This window comes from Actinopolyspora mzabensis, from assembly GCF_900101095.1.
Lineage (GTDB): Bacteria > Actinomycetota > Actinomycetes > Mycobacteriales > Pseudonocardiaceae > Actinopolyspora > Actinopolyspora mzabensis.
Genome location: NZ_FNFM01000003.1, coordinates 109,744 through 124,814 on the forward strand (window position 1 = coordinate 109,744; position 15,071 = coordinate 124,814).

At 65.2% G+C, this 15,071-nt stretch carries 11 protein-coding genes and 1 pseudogene; 8 read left to right on the forward strand and 4 right to left on the reverse strand.

All coding sequences use genetic code 11. The annotated features are described in order from the left end of the window. Window positions 1–160: 160 nt before the first annotated feature. A complete protein-coding gene (locus tag BLR41_RS05645) occupies window positions 161–832 on the reverse strand; it encodes a lytic polysaccharide monooxygenase auxiliary activity family 9 protein (protein WP_092626937.1) in 672 nt (223 codons plus the stop codon). A gap of 347 nt (window positions 833–1,179) precedes the next feature. Then, window positions 1,180–2,529, reverse strand: a pseudogene (locus BLR41_RS05650) (glycoside hydrolase family 6 protein); the annotation flags it as partial. A gap of 524 nt (window positions 2,530–3,053) precedes the next feature. Here BLR41_RS05650 and BLR41_RS05655 point away from each other — a divergent pair. The 5 genes from BLR41_RS05655 (at window position 3,054) to BLR41_RS05675 (ending at window position 8,903) form a co-directional block, all read left to right on the forward strand. Further along, the gene (locus BLR41_RS05655; RefSeq protein WP_218119935.1) at window positions 3,054–4,379 is read left to right on the forward strand and encodes an extracellular solute-binding protein; all 1,326 of its coding nucleotides are present in this window, start codon (window positions 3,054–3,056) and stop codon (window positions 4,377–4,379) included. Further along, window positions 4,376–5,347 carry a carbohydrate ABC transporter permease gene (locus BLR41_RS05660; protein ID WP_092626939.1) on the forward strand — a complete coding sequence of 324 codons (972 nt, stop codon included), beginning with the start codon at window positions 4,376–4,378 and terminating at the stop codon, window positions 5,345–5,347. The genes BLR41_RS05655 and BLR41_RS05660 overlap by 4 nt, the downstream gene beginning before the upstream one ends. After that, window positions 5,340–6,179: a carbohydrate ABC transporter permease gene (locus tag BLR41_RS05665; RefSeq protein WP_092626940.1), complete on the forward strand. Its 840-nt coding sequence runs from the start codon at window positions 5,340–5,342 to the stop codon at window positions 6,177–6,179. Before BLR41_RS05660 ends, BLR41_RS05665 begins: the two co-directional genes overlap by 8 nt. Window positions 6,180–6,267: 88 nt before the next feature. Further along, on the forward strand, window positions 6,268–7,677 hold the full coding sequence (locus BLR41_RS05670; RefSeq protein WP_092626941.1) for a GH1 family beta-glucosidase: 1,410 nt from the start codon (window positions 6,268–6,270) through the stop codon (window positions 7,675–7,677). A gap of 131 nt (window positions 7,678–7,808) precedes the next feature. Then, on the forward strand, window positions 7,809–8,903 hold the full coding sequence (locus tag BLR41_RS05675; RefSeq protein WP_092626942.1) for an ABC transporter ATP-binding protein: 1,095 nt from the start codon (window positions 7,809–7,811) through the stop codon (window positions 8,901–8,903). Window positions 8,904–8,926: 23 nt separating this feature from the next. On the opposite strand, the gene BLR41_RS05680 is transcribed toward BLR41_RS05675, so the two are convergent. After that, entirely contained in the window at window positions 8,927–10,132 is a 1,206-nt protein-coding gene (locus BLR41_RS05680) for an AGE family epimerase/isomerase (RefSeq protein ID WP_092626943.1), read from the reverse strand. Between the two features lie 524 nt (window positions 10,133–10,656). Between BLR41_RS05680 and BLR41_RS05685 the strand changes: the two genes are divergently transcribed. Next, window positions 10,657–11,673, forward strand: a complete 1,017-nt coding sequence (locus BLR41_RS05685; RefSeq protein WP_092626944.1) for a class I fructose-bisphosphate aldolase — start codon at window positions 10,657–10,659, stop codon at window positions 11,671–11,673. Window positions 11,674–12,115: 442 nt separating this feature from the next. Here BLR41_RS05685 and BLR41_RS22765 read toward each other — a convergent pair whose 3' ends face one another. Continuing rightward, window positions 12,116–12,253, reverse strand: a complete 138-nt coding sequence (locus BLR41_RS22765; RefSeq protein WP_176797839.1) for an imidazolonepropionase-like domain-containing protein — start codon at window positions 12,251–12,253, stop codon at window positions 12,116–12,118. Window positions 12,254–12,437: 184 nt separating this feature from the next. Between BLR41_RS22765 and BLR41_RS05690 the strand changes: the two genes are divergently transcribed. Together BLR41_RS05690 and BLR41_RS05695 are read left to right on the forward strand one after the other, a co-directional pair. Then, the gene (locus BLR41_RS05690; RefSeq protein WP_218119936.1) at window positions 12,438–13,730 is read left to right on the forward strand and encodes an SGNH/GDSL hydrolase family protein; all 1,293 of its coding nucleotides are present in this window, start codon (window positions 12,438–12,440) and stop codon (window positions 13,728–13,730) included. A gap of 210 nt (window positions 13,731–13,940) precedes the next feature. Next, entirely contained in the window at window positions 13,941–14,963 is a 1,023-nt protein-coding gene (locus tag BLR41_RS05695; protein WP_092627203.1) for a LacI family DNA-binding transcriptional regulator, read from the forward strand. Window positions 14,964–15,071: the final 108 nt, after the last annotated feature.

Here is a 15,071-nt window from a genome sequence, read left to right on the forward strand (position 1 = left end):
GTGGGTGATTCGGATTCCGTCCTCGATCTCGAGCGCCGCCGCACGGCGGTTCGCCGAGCCGCGAAACGGTTCCGTTGTCAAAGTGGTGACGGGAGCACCTAACGGGCCACGGTCGTCGTGTCCCATCACCACGGTTGACTGACGAGTCACGGTGTGACGATCACTCGAAGATCACGTCGGAGCAGTTGTAGAAGGCTTCCGGGCTGTCCGAGCGCTGCCAGATCGAGTAGATGAGGTGCCTGCCACTCTTGTCCGGAAGCTCGGCCTGCCAGGTGTACTCGTCTCCGTGCGGTCCGCTGCCGTTGATCGGCGGGTTGGTGACCGTGTTGAAGGGCTCGGGTTCCAGGTCGGACCAGGCGAGTGGTTCGCTGGGATCCCAGCTGTCCTTGGTGACGTACTGGTACCAGGTCCCGGGGTGTGCGGCCCATGCGTTGTACCGCAGGGTGACCGTCTCGCCGGCGGGCATCGTGGTGGTCGGCCAATCGGTACGGGCCATGTTGTAGGCGTCGAAGGTCTCGGTGGGGCCGCACAACTTCCCGTCGGGAATCCTCTCGCGATGGTTGTCGCCCACATCGCTGATCAGGTTGCCGAACCAGTTCCACAGCGCGGTCTTGCCGCCGCGCTCGATCGCCTCGGCACAGGCCCGGTTGGTGGGGGCGAGGTCACCACCCTGCCCACCTTCCAGTCCGTTCACGTAGCAAGCGTAGGTCCTGGTCTTCGGGTACGTGAATCCGCCGTGTGCCTGTGCCACGCCGGGATTCATCGTCGAGGCGAAGAGCGCGACCGCCGCGCCCAGGGCGCCGAGGACGATCGTTTTTCCTCTTAATCGCATTATCTGCTCCCGTTTGGTTTTCTTTGTGGCCGCCGTTTATTCTAGTGAGCGCTCCCGGAGTGACGAATGGTGCGATCAGGTGATTTTGTGCTCTTTGGCGGTCGGCCTTGGTTGTCCCGTTGTGGGCCGCTTTTTTCGGTGCTGTCGTGGAATGTTTCCCGTGTCAACCCGTGCTCGGGGGAAATCGATCACGCCTTATTTCGACAGATCGACACGTGAAGGACCGTCCCATCCGAATTCGGTCGGGTGGGACGGTCCTGGTTCCGGCTGATCTACATGGCGCGGTGGTTCAATCGAGCCGGATCGAACTGTCGGGGATTATCCGTTCAGTTCGTTCCCTCTCGGGAAGCGGCGCTGATCTCCGGATGGGCGTTCTGCACCAGCATCTTGAACTGCTCGTGGAACCAGTGACCCGCCAGAGGTGAGTTCGGCAGCGCTCCGGTGGGGTTGTTGCCCGCCTCGGGGGCGACGTAGTCGGGGTCGCACATCGGATCGGGGCTTTTGCCCTCGTCGTTCGGGATCTCCTCACTGGATCCGTCGGACTCGCCCGGTGGCTTCGTCCACACGAACGCGTCGATGTTAGCGTTCGGGTGTCCGGACGGGGCCGCCTGCGGAGGCACGCCGATTCCGGCACCACTGCTGTTGCACCACAGGCCGCGGTGGGCACGGCGGTCCACCTTCGATTCCTCGATGTAGGTGTTCAGATCGGTGCTGGAGCTCTCCTGAGTGGGTCGTTCCGAACCACCCCAGCCGTTACGGCCGGTGTCGATGATGGTTCCGACGCTACTGGGCCAGCCGTTGCTGACGAGCTGGTCGTGAAGGCTGGCAGCGAAATCGGACTCGTCGAAGTTGGGATTCCACTTGTAGAAATCTCCGGACCTGACCTGGTTCCCGCCGACCCGAGCATTGGGATCGGTCAGGAATGGTTCCTCAGTGGGCGTGTAATTCGACGTGTTGGTCGCGAAACCGTCTACGCTCTGGAAACCTGCATCGGTTTCCTGCACCACGTCGGTGTAGAGCTGTACCGTCTGGGTAAGATTGTTGTTCCAACCCAACCAGCCGGAATGCGCGAAATCCATGTAGGTGTAGACATTGGAGATGTCGTGCAGTTGGTTCAGGGCGTACTGCACGGCGTCCACCTGGATCCCGCTGGATTTCGCCTCGGCACACTCCGGGTCGTCCAGATTCGTGACCAGGTTGGGCAGCCCGTCGGGTTCGATCACCGTGGTGATCCGGATGTCGTTGTACTTGGGGTCGTCCATCACGTCGGTGATGGCGTCGATGTAGTCGTTCTTGTAGCGCTGCAGGCCCTGCTGCGTCAGCGGCAGTTCGCCGTTCGAGGCCAGTGCCGAGCAGTCGCGCCCCGGCAGGTCGTAGATGACGAACGAGGCCGTGATCGGGCCGGAGCCCTGCTGTGCGAGTGCCTCGTCGAGGTGCTCGCGCAGACTCAGTCGGCCACCGTTGTCCTCGCCGCCCTCGATCGCCGCGATGCGGTCGAGCCACACCGCAGTGGGGTAGGACTTGACCTGCTGCATCTTGGCCTGGAGGTCGGCGTCCTGGGTCTGGTCGATGGAGGACTGGACGTTCTCGGCGTAGTCGGGGTTGACGTAGGAGGTCGCACCCGCGAACGGGTTGTCCACGTGGGCGGGTGCCGCTTCGGACGAAGCCGGGGCGACCATTGGGGCAGCCGCCGTCATCGCCAACGCGAGGAATCCCGGCACGACGCGACGCCAAGCCGGTCTGCGCCCCTGCTCGGGTAATGAGTTGGATGGCATGCGAGATGCTCCTTGCCGTTTTCGGTTCTGCCAGTGCCCGGTTGGTGGGCCGGTCACCGTCGACTGGGCGCAGCGGGGAAAGCTACGCCGAATCACTCCTCTCGGGCCGGTACCACTCGGTGACCCAAATCACTGGGAGCGCTCCCAAGCTAGCGACTCGAACGCGTTGCGTAAAGCCCCGATTTCGAACTCCCCAATGGCGCCGGGTGGGACGCAGGGATAGTTGATCACGTTGTGTTGTCCGATGTGGCTGCTGTGTCAGTGTCCTGTCCTCGTCTTTCGTGTGACTTACTTGACAATCACCGGGTCCGCGAGCAGTCTTTCACGATTAGTGAGAGCGCTCCCAGAAAGACGTACGAGTGAGCCGGTGGGGACGATGTCCGGACGTGTGTTTCGCGTGCCGGGCGTCGCTGTCGGCTCCACCGATGCCGCGACAAGGAGTGGTAATGCGGCACAGAAGGTTATCCGGGGTGATCGTGCTCATCCTGGTGCTGGCGTCGAGCCTGTTGTCGGGGTGCGCCCGGGAGCAGGACGATGGACGGACCCTGACCTACTGGGCGAGTAATCAGGGCAACAGTCCGCAACAGGACCGCAGGATTCTGAACGAGGAGTTCGAGAAGTTCACCGCCCGTACGGGTATCGAGGTGAACGTCGAGGTGATCGGCTGGGGGGATCTACTGAACAAGATTCTGGGATCGGCTGTTTCCGGAGTGGGACCGGACGTGGTCAACCTCGGAAACACCTGGGCGGCTTCGTTGCAGGCCACGGGCGCCTTTGTGCCGTTCACCGAAGAACGGATGCAGCGGTTGGGCGGGCGTGAGCGTTTTCTGGAAACCAGCATGAGCTCCACCGGTATGTCCGGTAGACCACCCTCCTCCGTTCCGTTGTACGGCCTTTCCTACGGGGTCTTCTACAACAAGGCGATGTTCCGCGAGGCGGGGATCGAGCAGCCACCGGAGAACTGGTCGCAGTTCGTCGACGTCGCCCGTGACCTCACTCGGCCGAATCAGGACCAATGGGGGATGACGCTGGCAGGTGCCAGTTACACCGAGAACGCGCACTTCGCCTTCATGCTCGGGAACCAGGAGGGGGCTCAGCTGTTCGACTCGGACGGCAGGGCGACGTTCGCCTCACCGCAGATGGCCTCGGGGGTGCAGCGCTACGTGGAGCTGATGAGCGAGCACGAAGTGGTCAACCCCGATGATGCCGAGATCGGCTCGGCCACCGAGGCGGTGGGCAATTTCGCCACTGGTGAGGCGGGAATGCTGGTGGCGCAGAACAGCGCGATCGCCGCGATCCGTGCCGCGGGGATGAAGGACGGCGAGTGGGGGGTCTTCCCGCTCCCGACTCCGGATCCGTTACCCGAGGGAGGGGAAGCGGTCCGAAGTCACGTCGCCGGAACCAACATCGCGGTGTATCGCAACAGCGAGAACAAGGACGCTGCGATCGAGTTGGTCAAGTTTCTGACCAGCGCCGAGGAGCAGAGCATTCTCAACGAGAAGTACGGCAGCCTGCCCGTGGTCTCGGATGCCTACGACAATCCCGCCTTCAACACCGACGCGTTGCGCACTTTCTCCCGAATACTCGCCGAATCCTCGAAGCAGGTTCCGATGATTCCCAACGAGAACCGGTTCGAGACCACTGTGGGAGCCGCGGTGCGTGACCTGTTCGCCAGGGCGGGCACCAACCGTTCGGTGCGCCGCGAGGACATCGCGGACGCCCTGAACGAGGCACAGCAGAAGATGCGGAGCGGCGGAGGTTCGACACGATGACGGTGACCAGCACCGCTTCGACGGCACCGTCTTCCGGTGCCGAGCCGAACGGTTCCCGGCCCAGACGTCCCAGGATCAGCAAACGCAGCGTGCCGTACCTGCTGCTGGCACCCGCCCTCTTCTTCGAGTTGCTGGTGCACATAGTGCCGATGCTCGGCGGGCTCTGGATGAGCTTTCTACGGCTCAACCAGTTCTTCCTGCGTGAGTGGATGAGTGCTCCGTTCACCGGGCTGCAGAACTACCGCTTCGCGCTGGATTTCCACGGCGCCGCCGGGGTCGAGCTGTTCCAGTCCTTCGCAGTGACCATCGCCTTCGCGGTCATCACGGTGGGGGTCTCCTGGGTGATGGGGCTGGCTGCGGCGCTGTTCCTGCAGCGGTCCTTCCCCGGCCGCACCCTGTTGCGCGGGCTGTTCCTGGTGCCCTACGCCCTACCGATCTACACCTCGGTGATGATCTGGAAGTTCATGCTCGACCGCAGCGACGGTATGGTCAACGCGACGTTGTCCGACCTGGGCCTGGGCGGTGAACGTTTCTGGCTGCTCGGCAACAACGCGTTCCTGAGCCTGACGGTGACCGCGATATGGCGGTTGTGGCCGTTCGCCTTCCTGGCCCTGATGGCGGGACTGCAGTCCATTCCGACCGACATCTACGACGCCGCCGCGGTGGACGGCGCAGGGCTGTGGCAGCAGATACGCACGATCACCGTGCCGATGTTGCAGCCCGTCAGTCAGGTGCTGATCCTGGTGCTTTTCCTGTGGACGTTCAACGACTTCAACGTTCCCTATCTGCTGTTCGACCAGGCAGTTCCCTCCTCGGCGAATCTCATATCGATCCACATCTATCAGAACTCGTTCTTGACCTGGAACTTCGGGCTCGGATCGGCCATGTCGACTCTGTTGCTGCTGTTCCTGCTCGTCATCACCGCCGGGTACCTGATGCTGACCTCGAGGAGGAGCCGCAATGCGTGAGCCACGCTGGTTCCAGTGGGTTCGCGGTGTAGGACTGTGCCTGCTGACGCTGTTCACCGTCATACCGCTTTACGTCATGGTGACGACCTCGGTGAAGCCGCTGTCCGACGTGCAGGACACGTTTCAGTGGTTGCCCTCGGTACTGACGTTGGAGCCCTACGTCGACATGTGGTCGACCGTGCGGCTGGCCGACTACTTCGTCAACAGCGCCGTGGTCTCGCTGGGGGCCGCCGCCTTCTCGGTGTTGATAGCGCTGTTCGCCGCCTACGCCATCAGCCGTTACCGCTTCCGCGGTCGTGACGCCTTCCGATTCACCGTGCTGTCCACCCAGATGTTTCCGGGAATCCTGTTCCTGTTGCCGCTGTACCTGATCTACGCCACCGTCGGACAGGCAACGGGAATCGTTCTCCAGGGTAGCCACATCGGTCTGATCATCACGTATCTGACCTTCTCGCTCCCCTTCTCGATCTGGATGCTGGTCAGTTACTTCGACTCGATCCCGGTCGATCTCGACGAAGCGGCCTACATCGACGGAGCCGGCCCGGTGCAGACGTTGTGGCGAGTGGTGATCCCTGCCGCGAAACCGGGTATAGCCGCGGTGTCGATCTACGCGTTCATGACGGCCTGGGGGGAGACCCTGTTCGCCTCGATCATGACCGACTCCGATTCCACGACCCTCGCGATCGGACTGCGTGATTACTCCACACAGTCCACGGTCTACTGGAACGAGGTGATGTCGGCCTCGTTGGTGGTCAGCATCCCGGTCGTGCTGGGTTTCCTTGCCCTGCAGCGTTATCTCGTGCAGGGGCTGACGGCTGGAGCCGTCAAGTGAGCTGGGGGAGCGAAGCTGTCCCCGGTTGTTTCGTTCGGCGCCTCACGGCGGGTCCGGACTTCGCAACAGCGGAAATGGAGCGAACGAGTTGACTGGCGAATCTACTTTCCCCACCTTCCCCGACGGATTCAGGTGGGGAGTGGCGACCTCTGCCTATCAGATCGAAGGGGCAGTGGAAGCCGACGGACGTGGGGCGTCCATATGGGACACCTTCTCGCACCGAGCCGGTGCGGTGGACAACGGTGACACCGGAGACGTGGCCTGCGACCACTACCATCGTTACGGGGAGGACATCGCGCTGATGCGTGAGCTGGGGGTCGACAGCTATCGGTTCTCGGTGGCATGGCCCCGGATACAGCCGCAGGGCAGCGGGCGCCCGAGCAGCGCGGGACTCGACTTCTACTCCCGATTGGTCGACGAGCTGCTCGCGGCGGGCATCGAACCGTGTCTGACGCTGTACCACTGGGATCTGCCCCAGCGACTCGAGGAAGCGGGCGGATGGCGTGAACGCGACACGGCAGGCCGGTTCGCCGACTACGCGGCGATCGTGCACCGCGAGCTCGGCGACCGGGTGCGGTTGTGGACGACACTCAACGAACCGTTCTGTTCCGCGTTCCTCGGCTACGCCGAGGGCAGGCACGCACCCGGTGCCAGGGAGGGCCACGAGGCGCTCGCCGCCGCTCACCACCTCCTGCTGGGCCACGGCGCCGCGACGGCCGCGATGCGTGCGCAGCGTTACGGCCACGAGTCGTTCGGGATCACGCTCAACCTGAATCCGGTGACCCCGGTCAGTGACTCTCCCGAGGACGTTGCCGCGGCAAGACGCTACGAGTGCTATCAGAATCTCGTGTTCTCCGACCCGGTGCTGGCGGGAAGCTATCCGGACGTCGAAAGCACGGTGTGGGGCGAGATCAGCGACTTCTCCTTCCGACGCGGTGGTGACCTGGAGCTGATCGGCGCCGAGCTCGATTTCCTGGGGGTGAACAACTACTTCCCGGGATACGTGCGGGCCGCTCCCTTCGAGAGCGTTGATCCGAAACTGCGCACGGCCGACGATATCGGTGTCGAACTCGATCCCCCCGAGTCACTGCGACGAACCACGATGAACTGGCCGGTGGAGGCGGCGGGACTGTCCCGACTGCTGCTGTGGCTCGACGAGCGTTACCCCGAGCTCCCACCGATCTACATCACCGAGAACGGAACCAGTGGATTCGACGCGCCGGACGGCGAGGGCGAGGTCCACGACGGGCACCGCATCGAGTATCTGGACACTCATCTGCGCGAACTGCGCGGCGCCATGCGTGCCGGCGTCGTCGTGCACGGCTACTACTGCTGGTCGTTGCTGGACAACTTCGAGTGGGCCGAGGGGTACAAACAGCGTTTCGGCCTGGTGTACGTGGACTTCGAGTCCCAGCGACGAGTCCGCAAGGACAGCTTCGACTGGTACCGCCGCACCGTCGCGCACTCGCGGGAACCCGACGGTTCGTTGACCGGCTGACGTATTGGTTCGAATCCGGCCCCGGTGTGCCTCTCCCCGGCCACCGGGGCCGCGGCCCGTGGCTCCGGAGTTTCCGCCGAAGCGCCGCGGGCGGCTTCCACCCACACATCCCGACGAATTGGAAAACCGCCATGGCAGAAGTCGAATACCGCGCCGCCACCAGAGCTTATCCGAGCACACCGCCGGTCCGGGCGGTGGACTCGCTGGACCTCGAGATCGGCGACGGCGAGTTCCTGGTGCTGGTGGGGCCTTCCGGCTCCGGAAAGTCGACGGCACTGCGCATGCTCGCGGGGTTGGAGGACGTCGACGAGGGTGGCATCTCCATCGGCAGCGCCGATGTCACCGGCACACCTCCCAAAGCGCGTGACATAGCGATGGTGTTTCAGTCCTACGCGCTGTACCCGCACATGACGGTCGGCGAGAACATGGGGTTCGCCTTGAAACTGCGCAAGACCCCCAAGGACGTGATACGTCGCAAGGTCGCCGAAGCGGCCGACCTGCTGGATCTGCGCGAGTACCTCGATCGCAAGCCACGTGCTCTGTCCGGCGGGCAACGACAGCGGGTCGCGATGGGCAGGGCCATCGTCCGGGACCCGAGTGTCTTCCTGATGGACGAGCCCCTGTCCAACCTCGATGCCAAACTGCGGGTGGAGACCCGCGCGAACATCGCCGCCCTGCAACGGAAACTGGGTACCACCACCATCTACGTCACCCACGACCAGGTCGAGGCCATGACCATGGGCGACCGGGTGGCGGTGTTGGACGGGGGAGTCCTGCAGCAGGTCGCCGCCCCACGTGAACTCTACGACAACCCCGCCAACTCGTTCGTCGCCGGATTCATCGGATCACCCGCGATGAATCTGGAGACCGTCCCGTTGCGTGGGGACAGCGTGTCGCTCGGCGGTCATCGGGTCGAACTGCCCCGCGCCGCACAGGCAGCGGCCCGGGGCCTCGACGAGGTGACGTTCGGGGTGCGCCCGGAGTCGCTGCGTCCGGTTTCAGCCGAGGAGGACGGCATCCGGATGGACGTGGAGCTCGTCGAGGAGCTGGGTGCCGACGCCCTGGTCATCGGCTCCGTGGACGTCTCGGGCGTCGCCAAGCGGTTCACGGTTCGTACCGACGGTCGCGGCGTCCCCAAGGCTGGGGAGAAGCTGAACCTGGTGCTGCGGGATCACGAGGAGGTGCACCTGTTCCACCCCAGCACCGGTCAGCGGCTCGTCGCGTGAGTTGGCGGGCGTTGCCACCGGCCTCAGTGCGGGGCGGGTCGCAGCGCCGTCGCCGCCGAGGGCGCCAGGGGAAGTGTCGGGAACAGCGCGGCCTGGTAGGCGTGATAAGCGTCGGGCTTACCGGACCACACGGTTGTCGAGGGCCGACCGTCCGGGGTCAGCTCGTGGTGCCAACTGCCCTGGCCGTAGTCTATGTGCCTCGTGCGCGCGAAGTCCCAGAACGTGGCGTACCACCGTTGGTAGTAGGGCTCTGCGGTGCGTCGGTGCAGGGCGGCGGCGGCCAGTACGGCTTCGGTGGTGACCCAGTGCATTCGCTCGCGAACCTGGGGGCGGTCCTGCCAGTCCAGGGTGTAGACGAAGCCGGGGTGGCCGTCGGCGTGCCAACCGTGCTGGATGGCGGCCTCGAACAGATTCCGGGCGTCGGAGATCAGCCAGTTCGGTGATTCCTCCCCGAGGGATGCTTCCAGCTGCAGCAGCAGCCTGGACCATTCCAGCCAGTGCCCCACAGTGGTGCCGTGCGGGCGGAACGGGTCGTGCGGACGGTCGCTGTTGTAATCCGGATTGGGCTCCCAGGTGGGAGTGAAGTGCTCCGGCAGTCGCCAGCCGTGGGTACGGGCGACCTCGTCGATCAGCGTTCCGGCGATCCGCAGCGCTCGCTGCTGCCAGATCCGTTCACCGGTGACGTCGCCCGCGGCGAGCATGGCTTCCACGAGGTGCATGTTGCTGTTGGCACCACGGTAGGACTCGGTGGTCGTCCAGGTCCTGTCCCAGCTCTCCAGCCCCAGCCCCGCCTGCTCGTCCCAGAAACGGGACTCGAGGGTGCGCAGTGCCTCGGTGAGCAGCTCCGCGGCGCCGGGCCGTTCCGCCGCCGTGGCGCTACTGGTCGCCAGTACCACGAACGCGTGTTCGTAGGCACCCTTGGTGGTGTCGACCGTACTGGTGAACCAGCCACCGTGCTCGGAGTCGCGCAGTTGGTCGGCCAACGCGGCGATGCCGTGGTCGGCGAGTTCCGCCGCCTCTGGTTCACCGAGCAGATGGGCGAGACTGAACACGTGGGTCATCCGGGCCGTGATCCAGGTTTCCACTGGTCGGCTCGGGCTGGGTTTTCCGGCCTCGTCCAGCCATCCGAAGCCGCCTTCGGAGCCGCGTGCGGCGGAAGCGAAGTCGAACAGCCTGCGGCGTTCGGCTGTCAGCCACTCGTGGTGTTCCGCGGAGTCGGGATTGGTCAATGTCGTTCCTCTTATCGGGTGGATGCGATGCGTGGTGGCGAGGGACGACCGCCGCGATGGGTGTGACCCGTGCGGACTGAATCGGTACTTCCTCCCACAGCCGTCGGACGCTATCGGCACCATCCCCCGGCGGGAACCACGGGGCGGCGTACTGCGCTCGGTGAGCGTCCGGGTGGCAGTGAATCCTCTCCCGGTGTGCCGAATCGATTCCGTATCGGGCCACCCGGGTTGTGCGTACCAATTCTGCTGCCCTCCGGAAGGATGGGTACTTGTCGTAACCTCTGAATTGCTACCGCCGAACGGGTGACCCGTTTTGGGCGAACGAGATATCGCTTTCTGTGATGAATGGTCACCGGCTCGGGTGACGTGCGATACTTTACTGATTCGATTCCGTTCGATCTGATTCGATTCAAGGTGATTGGGTTCGGAATACCGGGCAGGAGTCTGTCAGGCTTGAAGTGAGTCCGGTCCGGCGATCACCGGCCGACAACGACAGGCAGATACGTCCCTAAGGAGAGCGCACCGTGTTCAGCGACGACATGCGGTTGATCGCACAGCAGATGGTTGCACCGGGCAAAGGTATTCTCGCCGCCGACGAGAGCACCGGCACGATGGAGAAGAGGCTGCACGCCGTCGGCCTCGACTCCAACGAGGAGGTGCGACGCCAGTACCGCGAGCTGATCGTCTCCACCCCTGAGCTGGGGAACTCGATCAGCGGTGTGATCCTGTACGACGAAACCGTCCGTCAGGACTCCAGCGCCGGGGTGCCGCTGCGCAAGATCGCGGAGCAGAACGGCGTCCTGCCCGGCATCAAGGTGGACAAGGGAGCCAAGCCGCTCGCCGGGACCGACGGTGAGAAGATCACCGAAGGACTGGACGGCCTGCGCGACAGGCTGACCGAGTACGTCCAGCTCGGCATGAAGTTCACCAAGTGGCGCGCGGTGCTCGACATCGGGTCCGGCAGGCCCAGCGACTACGCGATCCACACCAACGCCCACGCGCTCGCCCGCTACGCGGCGCTGTCGCAGGAGGCGGGGCTGGTTCCCATGGTCGAGCCGGAGGTGCTGATGGACGGCGACCACTCGCTGGCCGCCGCGGAGGAGGCGAGCACCCGGGCGCTTCGTCGTGTGTTCGCCGAACTCGCCGAGCAGCACGTCGATCTCGAGTCGATGGTGCTCAAGCCGAACATGGTGGTCGCGGGCAAGGAGCACAGTCCGCAGCCAGGTTCCACCGAGGTCGCCGAGGCCACGGTACGCACGCTCAAGCGAACCGTCCCCGCGGCCGTTCCCGGCATCGCCTTCCTCTCCGGCGGACAGAGCGACGAGGAGGCCACGGTCAACCTCAACGCGATCAACCAGCTCGCTCCGTTGCCGTGGCAGGTCACCTTCTCGTTCGGACGTGGCCTGCTGGCTCCGGCCCTGCAGGAGTGGGTCGGGCGTGACGAGAAGTTCGACAGCGCCCAGCAGGTACTGGCACACCGGGCGAAGCTGAACGGGGCTGCCTGCGAGGGACGTTACGAATCCGCTCTGGAACACGCCTGATCCGTTCGGCCGTAACCGCCGATGATCCGGTGTGGCTACCGGAATCCGGAGCCGGAGCGGATCGTTGATCAACGGGTTCGGCAGTGATCACCGGGTTCGGCAGCGCTCGCCCGCTGTCGAACCCGGTCGCCGAAGCACTGCCCGGATCGGGGAGCAGCCCGGCGACTACTTCGGGGGAGTTCGGCCCTCTTCACTCGGCGCGGTTCGGGGTGGCCTACCGTTCGCGACCGTCAGGGCCAACTCACCCAGCTCACTCCACCGCGTCGGCGGATCACCCCGCACCACCCGGGTCGGCAGCCGGTCCCCTCGCCACTCGGCCGGTACGTTCGCCGAGACCGAGCGCGGTCACGGCTTCGGATGTGGCCGTCCGAAGCACCCGTTCCTTGTCGAACCCCGGATGCTCGCACAGCCCCAGTGCTCCGACGAAACCGTACCTTTCCGCCTAGATCGCCGATTCCGCCAGCTCGGCGCGCGTCCCCACGGCGGTGATCGTGCCGTCCGCCACGAGCACCGAACCGGCCACGGTGATGTGGCCCTCGTCTCCGGTCCATGTCCGTTCCGCCGTCGCCAGTGGTCGCATCCCCGCGTCAATCCTCTGATTCCCGTGTCATCGCCGTGTGCCGAGTTCCGGTTGCTTTCCCGAATTCTCCTGTCGTAACCGGATCGGCGGTAGCGAATTCGACGACTGGTGTGTTGGGTTTATGGGAGCGCTCACAAATGCTGTGTCGGCCGGAGTTCGTCGAGATTCCGAGGAGCGATGTCCGTTGCGTGGTTTGGGTTTTCGTACGTTGCTGTGCCTGCTCAGCTGTCTGGCGGCCGTTGCCGCCACCGCGCCCGCCGCTACCGCTCGTTCCACGCCGGAGCATCGGGCTCAGGAGTGGGTGGCCGCTTGGGCGGCCAGTCCGGTGCGCGGCAGTGATCTTCCGGGAATCGACTCGTGCCCAGCGGGGGAGGGGCTCGACGACGCCACGGTGCGCGATGCCGTGTTCCTCAGCAGCGGCGGTGGCGGGGTCCGGATCAGACTCAGCAACGTTTACGGGAATGCTCCACTCAGGATCGGCCACGCGACCGTCGCGATACGCTCCGCCGGCGCCGCCGCGATGCCCGGAACCATGCGCGAACTGAGGTTCGGCGGGAACGCGAACACCGTGATCCCGGCGGGCGAGTACCGCTACAGCGATCCGGTCGAGCTGCGTGTCGAGGCGCTGTCCACGCTGCTGATCAGCGTTCACCTGCCCGGGGACACCGGTGCGCTGACCAATCATCCCTTCGCCAATCAGACCAACTACCTGGCCCAGGGGGACACCGCCGCCGATCCGGCCGGGTCCGGCTACAGCACCGTGCCCTGCTGGGTCGTGGCGGATGCCGTCGATGTGCGGCCGGAACCACGGGTCGAGGGCACGGTGGTCGCCTTCGGAGACTCGATCACCGACACCGCCGCCACCACTTACAACGCCAATCAGCGTTGGCCCGATCAGCTGGCGCGTCGGTTGCAAGCCAGAAGCGGCACCACCCTCTCGGTCGTCAACGCGGGGCTGGGCGGTAACCGGCTGCTGGCCGAGCGTCCCGGCCAACCCTATTACGGGATTGCCGGGGTGGACCGGTTCGCCGGGGACGTGTTGAGTCAGTCCGGGGTGCGCAGCGTGATCGTGCTGGAGGGGATAAACGACATCGGCTACAACGCCACCGCCGATGAAGTGATCGCCGGTTACGAACGATTGATCGAGCTGGCCCACGCTCGGGGAGTGAGCGTGCTGGGCGGCACCATCATGCCGTTCAAGGGGTCGAGCGTCTGGACTCAGCAACGGGAGGACACCCGGCAGCGGGTCAACGAGTGGATCAGGAACAGCGGCCGGTTCGACGTCGTGATCGACTTCGCTGCGGCCACCGCCGATCCCGCCGCGCCGTTGCGGTTGCGGCCGAGCTACGACAGTGGGGACGGACTCCATCCCGGCGACGTGGGCACCGCCGCCATGGCGGATGCCGTGGGTCTCGACGAACTGCTGGCGGTGTCGGCGGGTGGGTCCGCCCCGCTGACGGGTTCCGCACACCACTGATTCGCTCTCGCGGTGGTTCTGGGAAGGTTTCCGACGACCAACGGGAGCCTCGCAGCGGGCTCCACCGCCTCGGGTCGGGCCTTCCGGGTGGGAATCCGTGAGAGGTGCCGTCCGGAGGGAACTGCGGGAAACGGGGAACAGCGGGAAACCGGTCGGCGAAGTCCTTCTACTAGGGTGTTGCCGTACACCACAGCAGCACCCGGGGACGTGATGCCGTCGAAGCGCCCGACGATCTCCGACATCGCCAGAGCGGCGGGGGTCTCCACCGGCGCGGTCTCCTACGCGCTCAACAAGCGCCCCGGCGTCTCCGCCGAGACCCGCGACCGCATTCTGCGGATCGCGGCCGAGCTGGGCTGGGCCCCGAGCAGCGCGGCACGTTCCCTGACCGGTGGCAGGGCCGAAGCGGTGGGGCTGGTGGTGGACCGCCCCGCCCGCGAGATCGGTGTCGAGCCGTACTTCATGCAGCTGATATCCGGAATCCAAGCCGAGTTGGCCGACGGTCCCACCGCGTTGCTGTTGCAGGTCACCGACAACGCCGAAGCCGAACTCACGACCTACCGCCGGTGGGCCGCCGAGGGCAGGGTGGACGGTGTGCTGTTGGTGGATCTGCGTCACGAGGACCCCCGGGTACGGCTCGTACGCGAGCTCGGGTTGTCCGCCGTGCTGCTGGCCGATCCGGTCGGACGGTTGGGTATGCCCTGCGTATGGACCGACGACCGGGGTGTCATGACCGAAGTGCTCGAACGACTCGTGGCGCTCGGACACCGCAGGATCACACGCGTGGCCGGTCCGGAGGAGTTCGTACACACCGGAATCCGTTCGGAGGCATTCACCGCGGCGGCGGCACGACTCGGTTTGGACGGTGTCCGGATCGTGCACGCCGACTACACCGACGAGTCCGCCGCGCGTGCCGTTCGTGAGGTGCTCGCCGATCCGGAGGCTCCGAGCGCGTTGGTGTTCGACAACGACGTGATGGCCGTCTCCGCACTGGGGGCCGTGCGGGAGCTGGGACTGTCCGTCCCGGGGGAAGTCTCGCTGGTGGCCTGGGACGATTCCGCGCTGTGTCGGTTGGTCCGGCCCGCGCTGTCGGCGGTGCGCAGACCGATCGCCGAACGAGGGGCCACCGCGGTGCGAACGCTGCTCGAACTGCGTAACGGAGCAACGGTCGGGGAACGACGCACCTCTGATCCGGAGTTCGTCGAGCGGGAGAGCATCGGATTTCACTCGGGGTGATCCCGGCACTCGAACACTCATCCGTCCACCCATTCCGGAAGCCGAAGGCCGTGCGGGTCCGTTCTCCGCAGGATTTCACCTTGACTATTAACCGCTTAAGTGATCCAA

Bases quoted from the DNA above. Each gene is read 5' to 3' on its own strand.
- BLR41_RS05660 (WP_092626939.1), top strand. From the start codon at position 4,376: ATGACGGTGACCAGCACCGCTTCGACGGCACCGTCTTCCGGTGCCGAG.
- BLR41_RS05695 (WP_092627203.1), top strand. From the start codon at position 13,941: ATGCCGTCGAAGCGCCCGACGATCTCCGACATCGCCAGAGCGGCGGGG.
- BLR41_RS22765 (WP_176797839.1), bottom strand. From the start codon at position 12,253: ATGCGACCACTGGCGACGGCGGAACGGACATGGACCGGAGACGAGGGC.
- BLR41_RS05645 (WP_092626937.1), bottom strand. From the start codon at position 832: ATGCGATTAAGAGGAAAAACGATCGTCCTCGGCGCCCTGGGCGCGGCG.
- BLR41_RS05675 (WP_092626942.1), top strand. From the start codon at position 7,809: ATGGCAGAAGTCGAATACCGCGCCGCCACCAGAGCTTATCCGAGCACA.
- BLR41_RS05655 (WP_218119935.1), top strand. From the start codon at position 3,054: ATGCGGCACAGAAGGTTATCCGGGGTGATCGTGCTCATCCTGGTGCTG.
- BLR41_RS05665 (WP_092626940.1), top strand. From the start codon at position 5,340: ATGCGTGAGCCACGCTGGTTCCAGTGGGTTCGCGGTGTAGGACTGTGC.